Raw genomic sequence first — 15,204 nt, forward strand, 5'->3', positions numbered from 1 at the left:
GAGGGAAGCGGGGTGAGGTTGCAAAGATCGCCATAAGATCTGCGCTGGATGAACAGTATGTGGGCTTGCATTTACATTTTGGAGTGGCTGAAAAAACCTGGGAAAGGCTACCAGACGCGACTGAATGCCATTTTGCGGGAAGCTATGCTGCGTGAACAAAACAAAAAATAGTTTGGCCACTCCGGTGGCCTCACTCAGAAACCTCCTGATATACCCAACTTTACGCCCATACCCAGTCAGTTTGACTACCCTTAATACCCTAAGCGGTAAATTAAGGAGACCAAAATGGCTTACCAGACAGTGAATCCTGCTAACAACCAGCTGATCAAAGAGTATCCATCCCACACTGATAAAGACGTCGAAGTGGCGCTGAAAACGGCGGACGCGCTCTATCATTCTGACTGGGCGAAAGGCGACATCGCGCCACGTCTGTCAGTGCTGCATAAGCTGGCGGATCTTATCGACAGCCGCACCGAAGAGTTGGCCAAAATCGCCAGCGTGGAGATGGGGAAACTGATTGAGCAAAGCCGCAGCGAGGTGAAGCTCTGCGCGCAGATTGCCCGCTATTATGCCGATAACGCGAAGACATTTTTGGCTCCGGTGAAGTACAAAACTGAAATGGGTGAGGCGTGGGTGGAACACCATCCGATTGGCGTGGTGATGGCCGTTGAGCCGTGGAACTTCCCGTTTTACCAGCTCATGCGCGTACTGGCACCGAATCTGGCGGCGGGGAACCCGGTCATCGCCAAACATGCCAGCATCGTGCCGCACTGTGCCGAAGCTTTTGCCCACCTTGTTCGTGAGGCGGGTGCGCCGGACGGTGCGTGGACGAACTTGTTTATCTCTTCGGATCAGGTCGCAAATATCATCGCCGATCCGCGCGTGCAGGGTGCAGCGCTGACGGGATCCGAGAAGGCCGGTAGCGTGGTTGCGGCGCAGGCCGCAAAGCACATTAAAAAATCGACGCTCGAACTGGGCGGCAACGATGTGTTCGTGGTGCTGGACGATGCCGACCTGGAAAAAGCGGTGAAGATTGGCGTCAATGCGCGACTCGCTAACGCCGGACAGGTATGTACCGCTGCTAAGCGTTTTATTCTGCATGAAAAAATTGCTGAGCAGTTCCTGACGAAATTTACCGAGGCGTTCCGCGAAGTGAAGATTGGCGACCCGCTGGATGAGAAAACCACGCTGGGGCCGCTTTCTTCAAAAGACGCGCTGGAAACGCTGACTAAGCAAGTCAACGAGGCGGTGAAAAACGGCGCGAAACTGCATGTCGGCGGCAAGCCGGTGCAGCGCGAGGGTAGCTTCTTCGAACCGACAATCCTGACCCATATCTCGCGTGAGAATCCGGCGTACTTCGAAGAGTTCTTCGGGCCGGTGGCGCAGGTTTACGTGGTGAAAAGCGATGACGAAGCTGTCGCGCTGGCGAACGATTCCCACTACGGTCTGGGGGGCGCAGTGTTCAGTAAAGACATTGAGCGAGCGAAGAAAATGGCCTCGCGGATTGAAACTGGAATGGTCTACATCAACTGGCTGACCGATACCGCAGCTGAACTGCCGTTTGGCGGAGTGAAGCGTTCGGGTTACGGGCGTGAGCTGTCGGATCTGGGCATTAAAGAGTTCGTGAACCAGAAGCTGGTGGTCGTTCACAAGTAAGGGTGCAATAAAAAACCTGCCGTTTGGCAGGTTTTTTTATCTTTCGAAAGCTTAGAAGCTCACGCCGCCGCCAACATAGGCACCGTCGATCAGAGTGTGGTTTGGACGACCGTCTTTGCCATCAACGCTCACGTGGCGGTAACCCACTTTCAGCGTAACAGGTTTAATTGGCGTCCAGCTTACGCCGCCGTTGGCTTCAACGTAGTTGTTCACGCTGTTGTTCAGACCATTCGGTGCGACATAGCCTTCACCAAACACGTTAACGCTATCGGTAATTGCAACGTTAACACCGCCGCCGAACGGGAATGCGACACCGTTATCGCCTTTCTTCGGACCCATGTAGATGGCTTTCGCGCCAGCATTCAGCATCACCGGACCCACTTCGAAGTTATATCCTGCGCCAACGCCGCCGGTCTGAGAACCGTCATCGGTATTTTTGAGCCAGTTACCATCGACATAGATACCGGAAGTGGATTTACCCATTTCAACATTCAGGTTGGTAAAGTTTTTACCCTGCTCAATGCTGCCGCCCATTGCCAGTGCGGAGCCAGATACGGCGGTCAGAGCGGATAGGATAAGGATATTAAGCTTTTTCATGGTTTGTGCCTCGTCATCAAATTAATCTGAGGACACCTTAACAAGCGATGTTTATGACTGCAAATGTGAGGTGGTTCGCATTTTTATGCTGGTTCTGTTAATTAAATTGAAGATTGGTGTTGGTAAAGAGTTGGTTTGCCATGACGTCAATGCGTAATGTTTCGGCGTTTAGAATAAGTTTAATTTTTTTTCTAAACAAAGCCTGAACGGGGACGGGATAATGATTCGAAATGAATTAATTGAATTTCTAATAATTTCCAAAAATGTTTCAGTAGTCACACATTCCAACGTAAGTTTACATTTATAAGCCTAAAACATACTCAATTATGAGCTTTTTAAACGCTTAAATGCCCTCTCCCACGGGAGAGGGAACAGAATGTGTCGCTACTTACGTAACCCCGCAAACGCCGCCCGAATCTCATCTTCCGGCAGTTCCAGGCCAATAAACACCATCACGCTACGCGGCGTTTCTTCACCCCACGGGCGATCCCAGTCGGCGCTGTACAGGCGCTGTACGCCCTGGAACAGCAGGCGGTTTGGCTCACCATCGATCCACAGCATGCCTTTGTAGCGCAGCAGTTTGTCGGCGAACGACAGCAGCAGGTTTTCCATTACGCGCGAAACGTCGCTGATATCCACCGGATAATCCAGCTCGACCACAATGGATGACACGTCGTTTTGTTTGTCGGCCATAAAGTGGAAGCGCGGCGTCGAGGTGATGTTCTCTTCGAGCATAAAACCGTTGGTGTTGAACAGCTGCGCAAGGTCGATATTACCGTGGGTGACGGTATAAATCGGCGCGCGGGCATTGATGCGGGTCAGGCGTTCGCGCAGCTTTTCAGTCTCGCCCGCAACGTCGATTTTAGTCAGCAGGATGCGGTCGGCGTAGCCAATTTGCGACTGGGCGATGGTGAACTGATTCATCTGCTCGTCGGCGTGAACGGCATCGACCAGAGCAATAACGCCGTCCAGCAGATAGCGCTGGCAGAGGATCTCATGGGAGAAAAAGGTCTGGATAATCGGGCCGGGATCGGCCATGCCGGTACATTCGATGACCAGACGGTCGAATTCAATGTCGCCGCGATCGCGGCTGTCGAGCAGATCGAGCAGGGCGTCTTCCAGTTCGCTGGAGCGGGTGCAGCAGATGCAGCCGTTGGTCAGGGTTTTGATCTGAGTCGCGCGATCGCCAATCAGCTGGTCGTCCACCGACACTTCGCCGAATTCGTTTTCGATAACGGCAATTTTAAAGCCGTGTTGTTCATTGAGGATGTGGCGCAGCAGGGTGGTTTTACCCGCGCCGAGAAAACCGGTGAGTAGGGTAACGGCAATCGGTGTCATGGTCTCTCCTTTAGCAGCAGCGTATGCCGCCTTCTCCACTTCCGCCGTAGCGCGCTTCCTGACGCTCGCGAAAGAATTCGGTATAGGTCATGTAGGGCTTATCCGGATGGTTAGTCTTCATATGCTCAACGTAGTTGTCATAGTCCGGAATGCCAATCAGCATTTTCGCCGCCTGACCGAGGTATTTTTTTGCTTCGCCTAAGGTACCAAACATAGCGCATCCTGGTAAGAAAAAGCCCGGCGAGGTGAATTCGCCGGGCTTTTCCCCTCACCCCGGCCCTCTCCCCAAAGGGGCGAGGGTTAGGGTGAGGGGGGTGTTGATTAGTGGTGTGAAGCGGTCTTCACGCCGCCTTCCGGGACCGGCACGTACGGGGTTTCTTTATCCGTACGACCGTCGGCGTTACGCACGTTCATCCAGGTTTTGATACCGTAGAAGATAATGCTGTACACCACGACCAGGAACAGAATGCTCAGACCCGCGTTGGTGTAGTTGTTCACCACGATATGGTTCATGTTAGCCACCTGCTGCGCGGTAAGTTCACCGCCGCCTGCGGCAATTTTGTCTTTGTACTGGTTAGCCATATAGAGGAAGCCTTCCAGCTGTGGATTGGAGCTGAACAGTTTCAGACCCAGCGCCCAGGTGGTGCACAGCAGCAGCCACATAGCCGGAACCACGGTCACCCAGATGTATTTGGTGCGTTTCATTTTCACCAGTACCACGGTGCCGAGTACCAGAGCCACAGCCGCCAGCATCTGGTTAGAGATACCGAACAGCGGCCACAGGCTCTTCACGCCGCCCAGTGGATCGACCACGCCTTGATACAGCAGATAACCCCACAAACCTACGCAGCCTGCGGTACCCAGTGCGCCCGCCACCAGTGAGTCGGTTTTCTTCAGGAATGGAACGAAGTTACCGAGCAGATCCTGGAGCATAAAGCGACCCGCACGAGTACCGGCGTCCAGCGCGGTCAGGATGAACAGCGCTTCAAACAGAATACCGAAGTGGTACCAGAAGCCCATGTCTGCCCACGGCAGCACTTTGTGGAACACGTGTGCGATACCGACGGCCAGGGTTGGTGCGCCACCGGCACGGTTCAGAATCGACGGTTCACCGATGTCTTTTGCGGTCTGCATGATTTGCTCAGGCGAAATCACAAAGCCCCAGGAACTGACGGTCGCCGCTGCATGGGCGCTGACGTCTTTCAGCTGCGCCATGATCAGCGCAGCGTTGTCGCCACCCATCTCATGCAGGTTTGGCATGGTGATGCCCAGACCTGCTGGCGGGGTGTTCATCGCGAAGTACAGACCCGGCTCGATGATAGACGCTGCAACCAGCGCCATGATCGCCACGAAGGACTCCATCAGCATCGCGCCATAACCAATAAAGCGAGCGTCGGTTTCGTTGGCCATCAGCTTTGGCGTGGTGCCAGAGGCGATAAGCGCATGGAAGCCAGACACCGCACCACAGGCGATGGTGATAAACAGGAACGGGAACATCGCGCCTTTCCACAGCGGACCGGTACCGTCGATGTACTGCGTGACCGCAGGCATTTTCAGTTCTGGGTTGATGATCACGATGCCGATCGCCAGACCGACAATAACGCCGATTTTCAGGAACGTCGCCAGGTAATCACGTGGTGCCAGTATCAGCCAGACCGGCAGCAGCGCGGAGATAAACGCATAGCCGATTAACGCGAAGGTAATCGTGGTGTCTTTAAAGGTCAGCGCCGGGCCCCAGTAAGGGTCGTGCGCGATGATGCCACCAAAGTAAATGGAGGCAACCAGCAGAACGATACCAATCACCGACACTTCACCGACGCGGCCAGGCCGCAGGAAGCGCATGTAGATACCCATGAACAGCGCAATCGGCACGGTTGAGCAAACGGTGAAGACGCCCCACGGGCTTTCTGCCAGTGCTTTCACCACGATCAACGCCAGTACCGCCAGGATGATAATCATGATCAGGAAGCAGCCGAACAGGGCAATGGTACCCGGCACGCGGCCCATCTCTTCTTTTATCATCTCACCCAGAGAAGCACCGTTACGGCGAGTCGAGATAAACAGCACCATGAAGTCCTGCACCGCACCCGCCAGTACGACACCCGCCAGCAGCCACAAGGTCCCTGGCAGGTAGCCCATCTGCGCGGCAAGCACTGGCCCCACTAGCGGACCTGCACCGGCAATGGCAGCGAAGTGGTGGCCAAACAGCACGTAGCGGTTTGTTGGCACGTAGTTCAGGCCGTCATTGTTAATAACCGCCGGAGTGGCTCGCGTTGGGTCGAGTTTCATGACCTTCTGCGCGATGTATAAGCTGTAGTAGCGGTACGCCACCAAATAGACAGAGACTGATGCGACTACGATCCACAGGGCGCTAACGTGTTCGCCCCGGCGTAATGCGACAACGGCAAGACAGAAAGCGCCGAGGATCCCGAGTAAAGCCCAGGGCACGTGCTTAAGTAGTTTTTTCGTATCCATAGTAAGACCTGGTTTCTAATTGAAAATGGGGGCCAGAGTTCGTTGTGAGGAAGTATTGATTAATGCTGCGGCGATCTTGCCAGATCTTCGCGCGTGTAAAGGAAGGTAAATGGGTGAGTGGTTGTTAGTGGACGTTAAGCGGTCAAAGGTTGAGGCGAGTGGTTCAGGCTCGCCGTAAGTGGCTTATTTTATGTGATTTAGATCACGCAGATGGCGTCAGGGTGGGCGCGGTAGACACATACCCTTCCAGCGTCTCAAACAGTTTATCGCGCAGCCATTCTGGCTCTAACACCTGAATGTTCGGTAACCAGTAGAAGATGAGCGGTAGAATTTGATTTTCATGCGATGCCTGACAGCGAATCGTTGCGCCTTCGCTGGTTTCGGCAATCAGTTCCTGGTCAGGCAATAAATCACGGCGTTTGAAGTAGTGAGAAATATGACTATTAGTGAAGATTTTCACTTCGAAAGTCTCTTCGCTCACCCACGGGTCGAGGTTTTTCTCCAGTAATTCGACGGTATCACTATCACACTCAAAAGTGTTTTTCTGGATATCAAACCAGCTTATTTGGCTCAAGGAGAAGGATTTTAACCTGCCATTTTCGGTCGCCTGTAAATACCATATGTTTTTTTTGTTAATGAGTTTGTAAGGATTGATAAGGCGTGTTTTGCCTTTATAAATCATTTTGCAAACATTGCGATTTTTAATCGATTTCTCAATAGCCGATAAATAACGACGAATATCCCTTTGTACGGAATGTTCAGCGTCATTACTGAGAATAAGAATATGATTTTCCTCGACGCGAGACTCCAGGCGTTGCCAAAACTCTGCCCCGCGATCGGGGAAAAAACTATCGGCATTCAGCAGGTTAGCCACCGCATTATGCAAGCCATGGCCGCTCGCGCTTTGCATCGTATGGATAAGACAATATCGGCCGTTGCCGGTGTGCTGGACAATGGGTGAGAGCGCATTGAGATCGCGATAGACCGTTCGTTCGGTGATGTTGAATTTCTGCATCAGGTCGCTGCGATTAACCACACCGTGTAAATGCAGCTCCATAAGAATATCGACGAGTCTTTCAGCCGAGCGGCTCCGAGCCGGAATTGCCTTCATTAATATTTCCGTTATTCCATTGAGATGCTCTGAATGATGCGGATTGCTCTGACAGAAACGGTCAGTGCTACAGAGACAAAAAATTTATCTTATGGATATATAACGGCGCGATTTAGGGTAAACCTTAATATTTTTGCGAGAAGTCGCGCCATTCCCACCAAAATCAGGACGATTTTCGTAAAGTTTTCCCTAACCAGGCCGAAAATTCTGTTATCTGTCTGATGGAAAGAGAAAACATGTTAAATCGTATCAAGATTGTCACCAGCTTGTTGCTGGTTTTGGCTATTTTCGGCCTGTTACAACTGACATCCGGTGGTCTGTTCTTTAATGCCCTGAAGCATGACAAAGAAAATTTCACCGTCCTTCAAACCATTCGCCAGCAGCAATCCACGCTTAACGGCAGCTGGGTGGCACTGCTGCAAACCCGTAATACCCTGAACCGCGCGGGTATCCGCTACATGATGGATCAGAGCAATATCGGCAGCGGTGCAACCGTTAACGATCTGATGCAGATTGCTTCTACGTCACTGAAGCAGGCGGAAAAAAACTGGGCTGACTACGAAGCACTGCCGCGCGACCCGCGTCAGAGCGAAAGTGCAGCGCTGGAAATCAAGCGTAACTACGATATCTACCATGGCGCGCTGGCGGAGCTAATCCAGCTATTGGGCGCAGGTAAGATTAATGATTTCTTCGATCAACCGACCCAAAGCTTCCAGGACGGTTTTGAGAAGCAGTACGTGAATTATCTGCAGCAGAACGACCATCTCTACGAAACCGCCGTGGAAGATAGCAACAGCTCTTATACTCAGGCCGTCTGGGTGTTGATTAGCGTGCTGATCGCGGTGCTGGTGGTGATCGTTGGCGTGTGGATCGGCATTAAACAGGCGTTGATTTCTCCACTGAACCGTCTGATCGAAAGCATTCGTCATATCGCCAGCGGCGATCTGGTGAAGCGTATCGACGTTGAAGGCACTAACGAGATGGGTCAACTGGCCGATACGCTGCGTCATATGCAGGGTGAGCTGGTGAGTACCGTAGGCGATGTGCGTAACGGCGCGAACGCGATTTACAGCGGCGCGAGCGAAATCTCTGTGGGTAACAACGATCTCTCCTCCCGTACCGAGCAGCAGGCCGCTTCGCTGGAAGAGACCGCTGCCAGCATGGAAGAGCTGACCGCAACCGTTAAGCAGAACGCCGAAAACGCCCGTCAGGCGAGTAATCTGGCGCTGAGCGCGTCCGAGACGGCGCAGAAAGGCGGGAAAGTGGTGGATAACGTGGTGCAAACCATGCGCGACATCGCGGGCAGTTCCCAGAAAATCGCTGACATTATCAGCGTGATTGACGGTATTGCTTTCCAGACCAACATTCTGGCGCTCAACGCCGCCGTAGAAGCCGCGCGTGCCGGTGAGCAAGGTCGTGGCTTTGCGGTGGTAGCGGGCGAGGTTCGTAATCTGGCACAGCGCAGCGCCCAGGCCGCACGCGAAATTAAGAGCCTGATTGAAGACTCCGTTGGCCGCGTGGAACTGGGTTCTACCCTGGTAGAAAGCGCCGGTGAAACCATGGATGAGATCGTCAATGCGGTAACCCGCGTGACCGACATTATGGGCGAAATCGCCTCTGCGTCTGACGAGCAGAGCCGCGGTATCGACCAGGTTGGGCTGGCGGTTGCTGAGATGGATCGCGTGACCCAGCAGAACGCCTCGCTGGTGGAAGAATCCGCAGCAGCAGCAGCGGCGCTCGAAGAACAGGCGAGTCGTCTGACGCAGGCCGTTGCCGTGTTCCGCATTCAGCAGGAGCCGGGTAAAACGCGTGAGCAGTCGGGCCTTAAAACCCCGGCTCCGCTGGCGGCGCGTAAAGCAGCGGCGACCAGTTCAGGTGATAACTGGGAAACGTTCTAACGTCCTGACGCGCCCTGTTCAGGCAGGGCGCTTATTTTTACCGGAGCAGATGGATTACGCTTTATCCGGATCGCTGATGGGCTGGCGAACCAGGAATATATAGGCCAATGCACCCAGTGCGGTGACGCAGCCGCAGATAATCAGCGCCAGGCGGAAGGAGTGCGTGGTATCAACAATATAACCGGTAATAATGGGCGCGAATGACGCACAAATGAAGCTGGCGAAATTTTGAATGCTGCCCACCGAGGCGGTCATGCGTGAAGCGACCGCGACGTGAATCAACCCCCAGCAAGACGTTCCGGCAAAGTGGATGCAGAATAACGCCATGCCGATCAATAACACTGCGCTCATCGACGTTGTGGCATTTGGCACCACGAAGGTAAATGCCGCAGAACACAGCATCCCGGCAATGATACAAATTTTACGGCTCTTAATCGGTGCCATCCCGCGTTTGACCAACCCATCCGTCACGTAGCCGTTAATCAGCATCCCCGCCGCTCCAAACAGGAAGGGAATCGCTGCCATCAGACCCGTGCTTTTAAGATCCAGGTTATAGGCCGTTTGCAGATAGCCCGGTAGCCACGCCAGATAAAGCCATGCCGTGTAGTTGATCCCACTGAAGCCAAGCATCATTCCCCACATCGTGCGATTGCGGAACAGGCTGCGCCATTCGGCAAAGCTCAGGGGATTGCGACGCGCGTTGACGCTACCAGCATTCAGATACGCCTGCTCAACGGCGGTGAGTTCAATTTGCTCGCGGTTGCGGTACAGCATATACCAGCCAATCGCGAGGAAGATGCCCAGAATACCGATGGTAATAAACATCCCGCGCCAGCCCATTACCAGCATCATGGCCGCCAAAATGGGGGGACTAAGCGCGACGCCGATAGTGGAAGCGGCATTGAAGAAGCCCATCGGGCGACCGCGCTCTTTGATGTTAAACCAGTCGTTAATCACCTTAACGCCGCACGGGTTCATAGGCGCTTCACCTATCCCCATACCAATACGCACCAGCACAAACTGAGTGAAGGTGTGGACCATGCCGGACATCGCCTGAAAGAGCGACCAGAAGAACATGCCCAGGCCGAGCATAATGCGAGGCCCTTTGCGATCCAGTAGCGGACCGCAGGGCAACTGGGCGATGCCGTAAGCCAGGGAGAAGACGGATAACAACGCGCCGATTTGCGTGGCGCTCAGCCCCATTTCCTCGCGGATGGTTAAATTTGCCACCGACAGCGAACTGCGATCGAGATAATTAATTATCGCTGCAAAAAATAAAAGAATCATCGCGGTGGTTTGAATGCGTTTAATTCTGCTACTACGTTGAACCATACCCTCTGGCGGGACAGAAATATCCACAGGTGAGGGGGCGTCAAATGAAGAACGCGGGTCGAGGGTGATGTTATCTTTTTCCACGCCGAACTCCTGAATCTTATCGTTTTATTATCTGCGTGACATGCTTTGACGCAGGGTTATTTTTACGTTCGGTGATAAATCCATTATTTTCACCTTCGCTCACGAAATGTTTTAATGCAGTCGACCTGTCGTGAGCATAGGTAAAGGGAAATTATCTGGTGTTCGAATTTTAATAAAACCGTGCACCAGACAGGAGTTTGCTGTTTTTAATCGGTTCTTAATGTTGGGGCAATTGGCTTTGAGCGATCGAGCGAATCATCGATTGTTTAGCAGAATTCAGATGGTTGCAGAGTGCCAGGGTCGCATCCAGATCGCTGCGGCAAATCAGGGCGCTGAGGATCGTCATATGTTCGTCTATGGCGATAATGTTGCGTTGCTTGAGGTCGCTCTCATCCCACTGGTAATGGAAGTGGAAAATGACGGAGATTATCTCAAGCGACTGATTAAAAAATATATTATCAGCAGCAGACAGCAGCAGAGCGTGAAAATCCCGGTCAAGCTGCGAGAACATGCGAAAGCTATTGCCGATGCTGTCGCGCAGCATCCTGTGGCGTTCTAAAAGCGTTTTCGCCTGTAGCCAGCGCGGATCGCCGTCGGGCAGGTTGAGGAAATGCTGTAGCGCGTGAGTTTCCAGCATTTCCCGCAGCTCAAAAAGCTGTTCGGCATAGGCTTGATCAAACTGCTTCATGCTCCACTGGCCGCGTTTTTCGCTCTGGATAAGATTGTAACGTCCAAATTTCAAAAGATATTCACGTACCACTACAGGGCTGACGCCCGCCGTTCGTGCCAGCTGTATTTCGGAAAAAGTTTCGCCTGCGCGCAACTGACGCTGGTTGATCATGGCGAAAAACGCCTGCTCGAAAATGCGATTTTGTTCCGCCATCGACGCCGTGGTACAGGCGAAACCATCTTCGTGATCGGGGCTTCGGGTCATGACGTAATCGCTGCCAACCTGCGTGAGTACGCCGCAGTCGCGTAAATGTCCCAGCATGTGCCGCACCGTGGTTCGGCTGATGTTGTACATTTCTGCCAGCGCGCTTTGAGAAGGCAGTGGTGAAGGGATATGGCCGCGCGCCATATCATCAATAACCTGATTAATCACATTGTGACGTAAATTCTGCGAACGGCTCATGGTGCTCTCCTTTTCTCGCATTAAAACCCGATTTAAAACATTTTTATGCGCGAGCATTCACAAAATACGTTTCCTGTTTCTGCGCCTGTTTATTTTTCATCGATATCTGAATCATCAAAAAAACGGGAGAGTTGAATGATGTCCACAATGAATATGTTGATTTGCCAGGAGCCGAAAAAATTAATCTGGGAACAGCGTGAAATCCCTATTCCAGGTGAGGGTGAAGCGTTAATAAAAATTAAATCGGTAGGAATATGCGGGACGGATATACATGCCTGGGGAGGCAATCAACCTTTTTTCAGCTACCCTCGCGTACTGGGGCATGAAATATGCGGTGAGATTGTCGGCCTGGGTAAAAATATTCATCAGTTAAGAAAGGGGCAACAGGTGGCGGTGATACCGTACGTCGCTTGTCTACAGTGTCCGGCGTGCCAAAGCGGGCGCACCAACTGCTGTGAAAAAATTTCGGTGATTGGCGTTCACCAGGACGGCGGTTTTAGTGAATATCTGTCCGTTCCCGCGAATAACCTGCTGGATGCAGAAGGCATTGACCCGCAAGCTGCTGCGCTTATCGAACCTTTTGCCATTAGCGCCCATGCGGTGAGACGCGCGGATATTCAGCCCGGTGACCAGGTTTTAGTGGTGGGAGCAGGGCCGATTGGCCTGGGTGCGGCAGCGATTGCCCACGCTGATGGTGCGCACGTGGTGGTGGCCGATACCAGCCCTGCGCGGCGGGAGCATGTGATCTGCCGGCTGGGATTGCCGGTTGTCGATCCGTCCGCAGATGATTTTGATACGCAGATCCGGGCGCAGTTTGATGGTTCGTTGGCGCAAAAAGTTATCGATGCCACGGGTAATCAGCATGCGATGAACAATACCGTTAATCTGATTCGACACGGCGGCAGCATCGTGTTTGTCGGCCTGTTCAAGGGCGATTTGCAGTTCTCCGATCCCGAGTTCCACAAGAAAGAGACCACCATGATGGGGAGTCGCAATGCGACGCCAGAAGATTTTGCCAAAGTGGGGCGTTTGATGGCAGAAGGACAATTGACCGCGAGAATGATGCTGACGCATCGTTTCGCCTTTCGCGAGCTGGCGGAGATTTATGAAAGCGATGTCATCAACAACCGTCACTTGATAAAAGGTGTGATTACGTTCTAACCCTTGCCATACAGCGCCCGGCGAGTTTTTGGGCGCTGTTATTTTTTATTGGTAGGGAGAGGATAACCTCTCCCTTATTTAGCCTTCGGCGTTGACGATTTTGATATCAACCATGCCGATACCGAGCTGACGCGGTGAGTGGCCGAGAATATTGCCCTCGTTGGTAGACTGCGGTTCTGGGGGAACAATCACCACGGTGTTGCTGCGTGACGGGTTGTCGAAATGCAGCGTGGTGGTGGTGACGTCGTGACCCAGGGTGAGCGTCTGCTCTTTGTCGCCAATGCGCACCGGAATCGGTTTGCTGGCGTTCGGACCATAGGCTTTAGCGGTAATGACCAGATCGAATTTTTCTGGCAGTGGCTGGGCGTATTCGATTTTGACTTCATTCCCAAGCTGAGCGTTGGACCAGCGTCCCCAGGATTCAGGGCGCGAGATTCCGCTAAACTGCTTCACCTCTTCAGGTGCGCCAGCGACGTTAAAGACGAAGCTGTCGGCTTTGTAGCGAATATCGTTATCGACAATTTTGAGTAAATCGACGTTACGTTTGAAGCGATCGGTATCAATCACCGTATCCTTAAACGCCGTTTTGCCTTTCCACTGTTCTTTATCGACATGCTGCACGGTTTGCTGTCCACCCAATTGACCTTGCGATACGCACCAGTCTGTAGAGAGCGACAGCGGCTGGGACCATAGCTGGCCCATTTTGTAACAACGGTCGATCCAGACGAAGTTGTCGCGCGGGGCGAAGTCAGCAAGCTGGAAGCGCAGCGGGGCAGAATATTCGCTTTCTGGCAGCGGTTCGACGCGGTTATCGGATACCCGTAAAAGCAGAGGCAAACGGAAGTGGCTGCCGGAGAAGGCGATCATGCCTTTTTGCCGATCGATGGTGAAATCCTTCATCTCTTTCGGGAAATTCCACAGGCGAATGACATCCGGCTTCCACGCCAGTATTTTTTCCTTGATGTTGAGGAATACTTCAGACAGCGACTGCCCTGAAAGGCTGCTGCGCCCGAGGCCGATAAAGTTATCGCCGCCCATGATATCCAGCACGGTTGCGCCGTTGTCCATGGTATTTCGTTTGGTCGCAATAACCTCCTGCTGCGGCTTGTCACCACGCATGACAAAGAACAGATTGCTGCGATCCATTTTATTCAGTGCATCCCACGCGGTGTTTTTCATCGCCAGATGGTCGGAGGAGACAACAATCACCGTGTTTTTGAAGTAAGGGGAAGCTTTGATTTTGTTGATAAACGCCGCGATATGCTCCTGGCTACAGGTCACCGCACTGAATGACTGGTTGGCTTTACCGTTGATCTCGTAGCTTTTACGTTGGCAGGTTCGCGAGATAAAACCGTCCGGATGATGGGTATCTACCGTCAGCGCAAAAAGCGAGAAGCGCTTGCCTGATTTGGACAGTTCCTCGAACTTTTTCCAGGTTTCATCCAGTACCGTGTCGTCGTAAAAACCCCAGTCGTTGCGATAACTTGGATCTGCAACGGTGGTTTTTAGCTCTTCTGCACCGTACAGATGCTCAAACCCGTGGGATTTCAGGAACACGTCTTTACCGGCGAAGCGCAGGTTGGCTCCCTGCATAAAGTAGTTTTCATAGCCGGAGTTTTTCAGGATATCGCCGAGACAAATATTCTGAGGGAAGAAGCTCGACATGGAGGCAGAGGCATTGCCTTCAAACGGCGCAAACAGCGGGATGCCGCACTGGGAAGCGACCATGCCAGCGATAGTGTAATCGGTGCCCGGGAGTTGCGCCGTATGGCTGAAATCAAGCCCTTCGTTTTTCAACGCGCCTAATTCTGGCGTCAGGTCCGGGAACGCGTCATTGTCGAAATAGGTGCGTTCAAGACTTTCGCCATAAATGTAAACCAGGTTGAGCTTAGGATTGACGATCTGTTTTGAAGGTTCTTTGTAATACGCGACGAAATCAGGATCGCCATCGCGCGACTGAGACTTTACCAGTTCGGTAATCTGATGGAAGGCCGGGCTTGCATCGACAGACCCAAGTGCCAGCACTAACGCCAGCAGGCTGTAACCCAAATGGTGCGGACGATGACGCCGACGGCGCAGCACCCAACCGAGCGTGCCGAAAACGACAACCAGTGCCAGCACGAGACCAATACCCGGAAGTATGTACTTACTAACACCAGCCCCCGTCAGGCTATTGGTCAGGGTGTAGAGTACGGCGTCGTTAATACCGTCGCCGGTAAAGTAATCGCTGGCGTAAAGCGTGATGTTCAAAACAATAAAAAGCCCTAACACCGTTAATGTGGCGACAAACCACCAGGTGTTGCGACCCGCTTTCCAGGCATAAATGCCGATGGAAGCTAAAAATAGGGCAAGGGATATAAACTCTGACAACAGCTTATCCTCAATAGCGCCAGTATCTTAGCTGGCTATCTGATTATTTT

The 15,204-nt window shown here is 52.7% G+C and carries 11 protein-coding genes and 1 pseudogene; 4 read left to right on the forward strand and 8 right to left on the reverse strand.

Features of this window, described 5'->3' with window-relative positions; genetic code table 11:
- Positions 1-75: 75 nt before the first annotated feature.
- Both AC6EMZ_RS13280 and AC6EMZ_RS13285 read left to right on the forward strand, forming a co-directional pair.
- Positions 76-171 (forward strand): annotated as a pseudogene (locus AC6EMZ_RS13280) (BrnA antitoxin family protein); the annotation flags it as partial.
- Between the two features lie 114 nt (positions 172-285).
- Positions 286-1,656, forward strand: a complete 1,371-nt coding sequence (locus tag AC6EMZ_RS13285; protein ID WP_498402976.1) for an NAD-dependent succinate-semialdehyde dehydrogenase — start codon at positions 286-288, stop codon at positions 1,654-1,656.
- A 51-nt stretch (positions 1,657-1,707) separates the two neighbouring features.
- On the opposite strand, the gene AC6EMZ_RS13290 is transcribed toward AC6EMZ_RS13285, so the two are convergent.
- From AC6EMZ_RS13290 to AC6EMZ_RS13310, 5 genes are all read right to left on the reverse strand, one after another.
- Positions 1,708-2,253 (reverse strand): YfaZ family outer membrane protein, encoded by a 546-nt coding sequence (locus AC6EMZ_RS13290; protein ID WP_498402977.1) that lies wholly within the window; start codon positions 2,251-2,253, stop codon positions 1,708-1,710.
- 384 nt (positions 2,254-2,637) lie between these two features.
- A complete protein-coding gene (gene yjiA, locus AC6EMZ_RS13295; RefSeq protein WP_498402978.1) occupies positions 2,638-3,591 on the reverse strand; it encodes a GTPase in 954 nt (317 codons plus the stop codon).
- 10 nt (positions 3,592-3,601) lie between these two features.
- Entirely contained in the window at positions 3,602-3,805 is a 204-nt protein-coding gene (locus tag AC6EMZ_RS13300) for a YbdD/YjiX family protein (protein WP_498402979.1), read from the reverse strand.
- 107 nt (positions 3,806-3,912) lie between these two features.
- Positions 3,913-6,066, reverse strand: a complete 2,154-nt coding sequence (locus tag AC6EMZ_RS13305; RefSeq protein ID WP_498402981.1) for a carbon starvation CstA family protein — start codon at positions 6,064-6,066, stop codon at positions 3,913-3,915.
- A 202-nt stretch (positions 6,067-6,268) separates the two neighbouring features.
- Complete coding sequence (locus tag AC6EMZ_RS13310) at positions 6,269-7,177, reverse strand: helix-turn-helix transcriptional regulator (RefSeq protein WP_498402982.1); 909 nt, start codon at positions 7,175-7,177, stop codon at positions 6,269-6,271.
- 236 nt (positions 7,178-7,413) lie between these two features.
- On the opposite strand from AC6EMZ_RS13310, the gene tsr reads away from it, so the two are divergent.
- A complete protein-coding gene (gene tsr / locus AC6EMZ_RS13315) occupies positions 7,414-9,075 on the forward strand; it encodes a methyl-accepting chemotaxis protein (RefSeq protein WP_498402983.1) in 1,662 nt (553 codons plus the stop codon).
- A 54-nt stretch (positions 9,076-9,129) separates the two neighbouring features.
- On the opposite strand, the gene AC6EMZ_RS13320 is transcribed toward tsr, so the two are convergent.
- Together AC6EMZ_RS13320 and AC6EMZ_RS13325 are read right to left on the reverse strand one after the other, a co-directional pair.
- Positions 9,130-10,491, reverse strand: coding sequence for an MFS transporter (locus tag AC6EMZ_RS13320; RefSeq protein ID WP_498402984.1), 1,362 nt, complete (start codon positions 10,489-10,491; stop codon positions 9,130-9,132).
- A gap of 217 nt (positions 10,492-10,708) precedes the next feature.
- Complete coding sequence (locus AC6EMZ_RS13325; protein ID WP_498402985.1) at positions 10,709-11,623, reverse strand: GntR family transcriptional regulator; 915 nt, start codon at positions 11,621-11,623, stop codon at positions 10,709-10,711.
- Positions 11,624-11,761: 138 nt separating this feature from the next.
- Here AC6EMZ_RS13325 and AC6EMZ_RS13330 point away from each other — a divergent pair, with 138 nt between their 5' ends.
- Positions 11,762-12,784 (forward strand): zinc-binding alcohol dehydrogenase family protein, encoded by a 1,023-nt coding sequence (locus tag AC6EMZ_RS13330; protein WP_498403273.1) that lies wholly within the window; start codon positions 11,762-11,764, stop codon positions 12,782-12,784.
- A 78-nt stretch (positions 12,785-12,862) separates the two neighbouring features.
- Here the strand turns inward: AC6EMZ_RS13330 and opgB are convergent, their stop codons facing one another.
- Positions 12,863-15,154 carry a phosphatidylglycerol--membrane-oligosaccharide glycerophosphotransferase gene (gene opgB, locus AC6EMZ_RS13335; protein WP_498402986.1) on the reverse strand — a complete coding sequence of 764 codons (2,292 nt, stop codon included), beginning with the start codon at positions 15,152-15,154 and terminating at the stop codon, positions 12,863-12,865.
- Between the last annotated feature and the right edge of the window lie 50 nt (positions 15,155-15,204).

This window comes from Enterobacter sp. SCRI0065 (genome assembly GCF_059766475.1).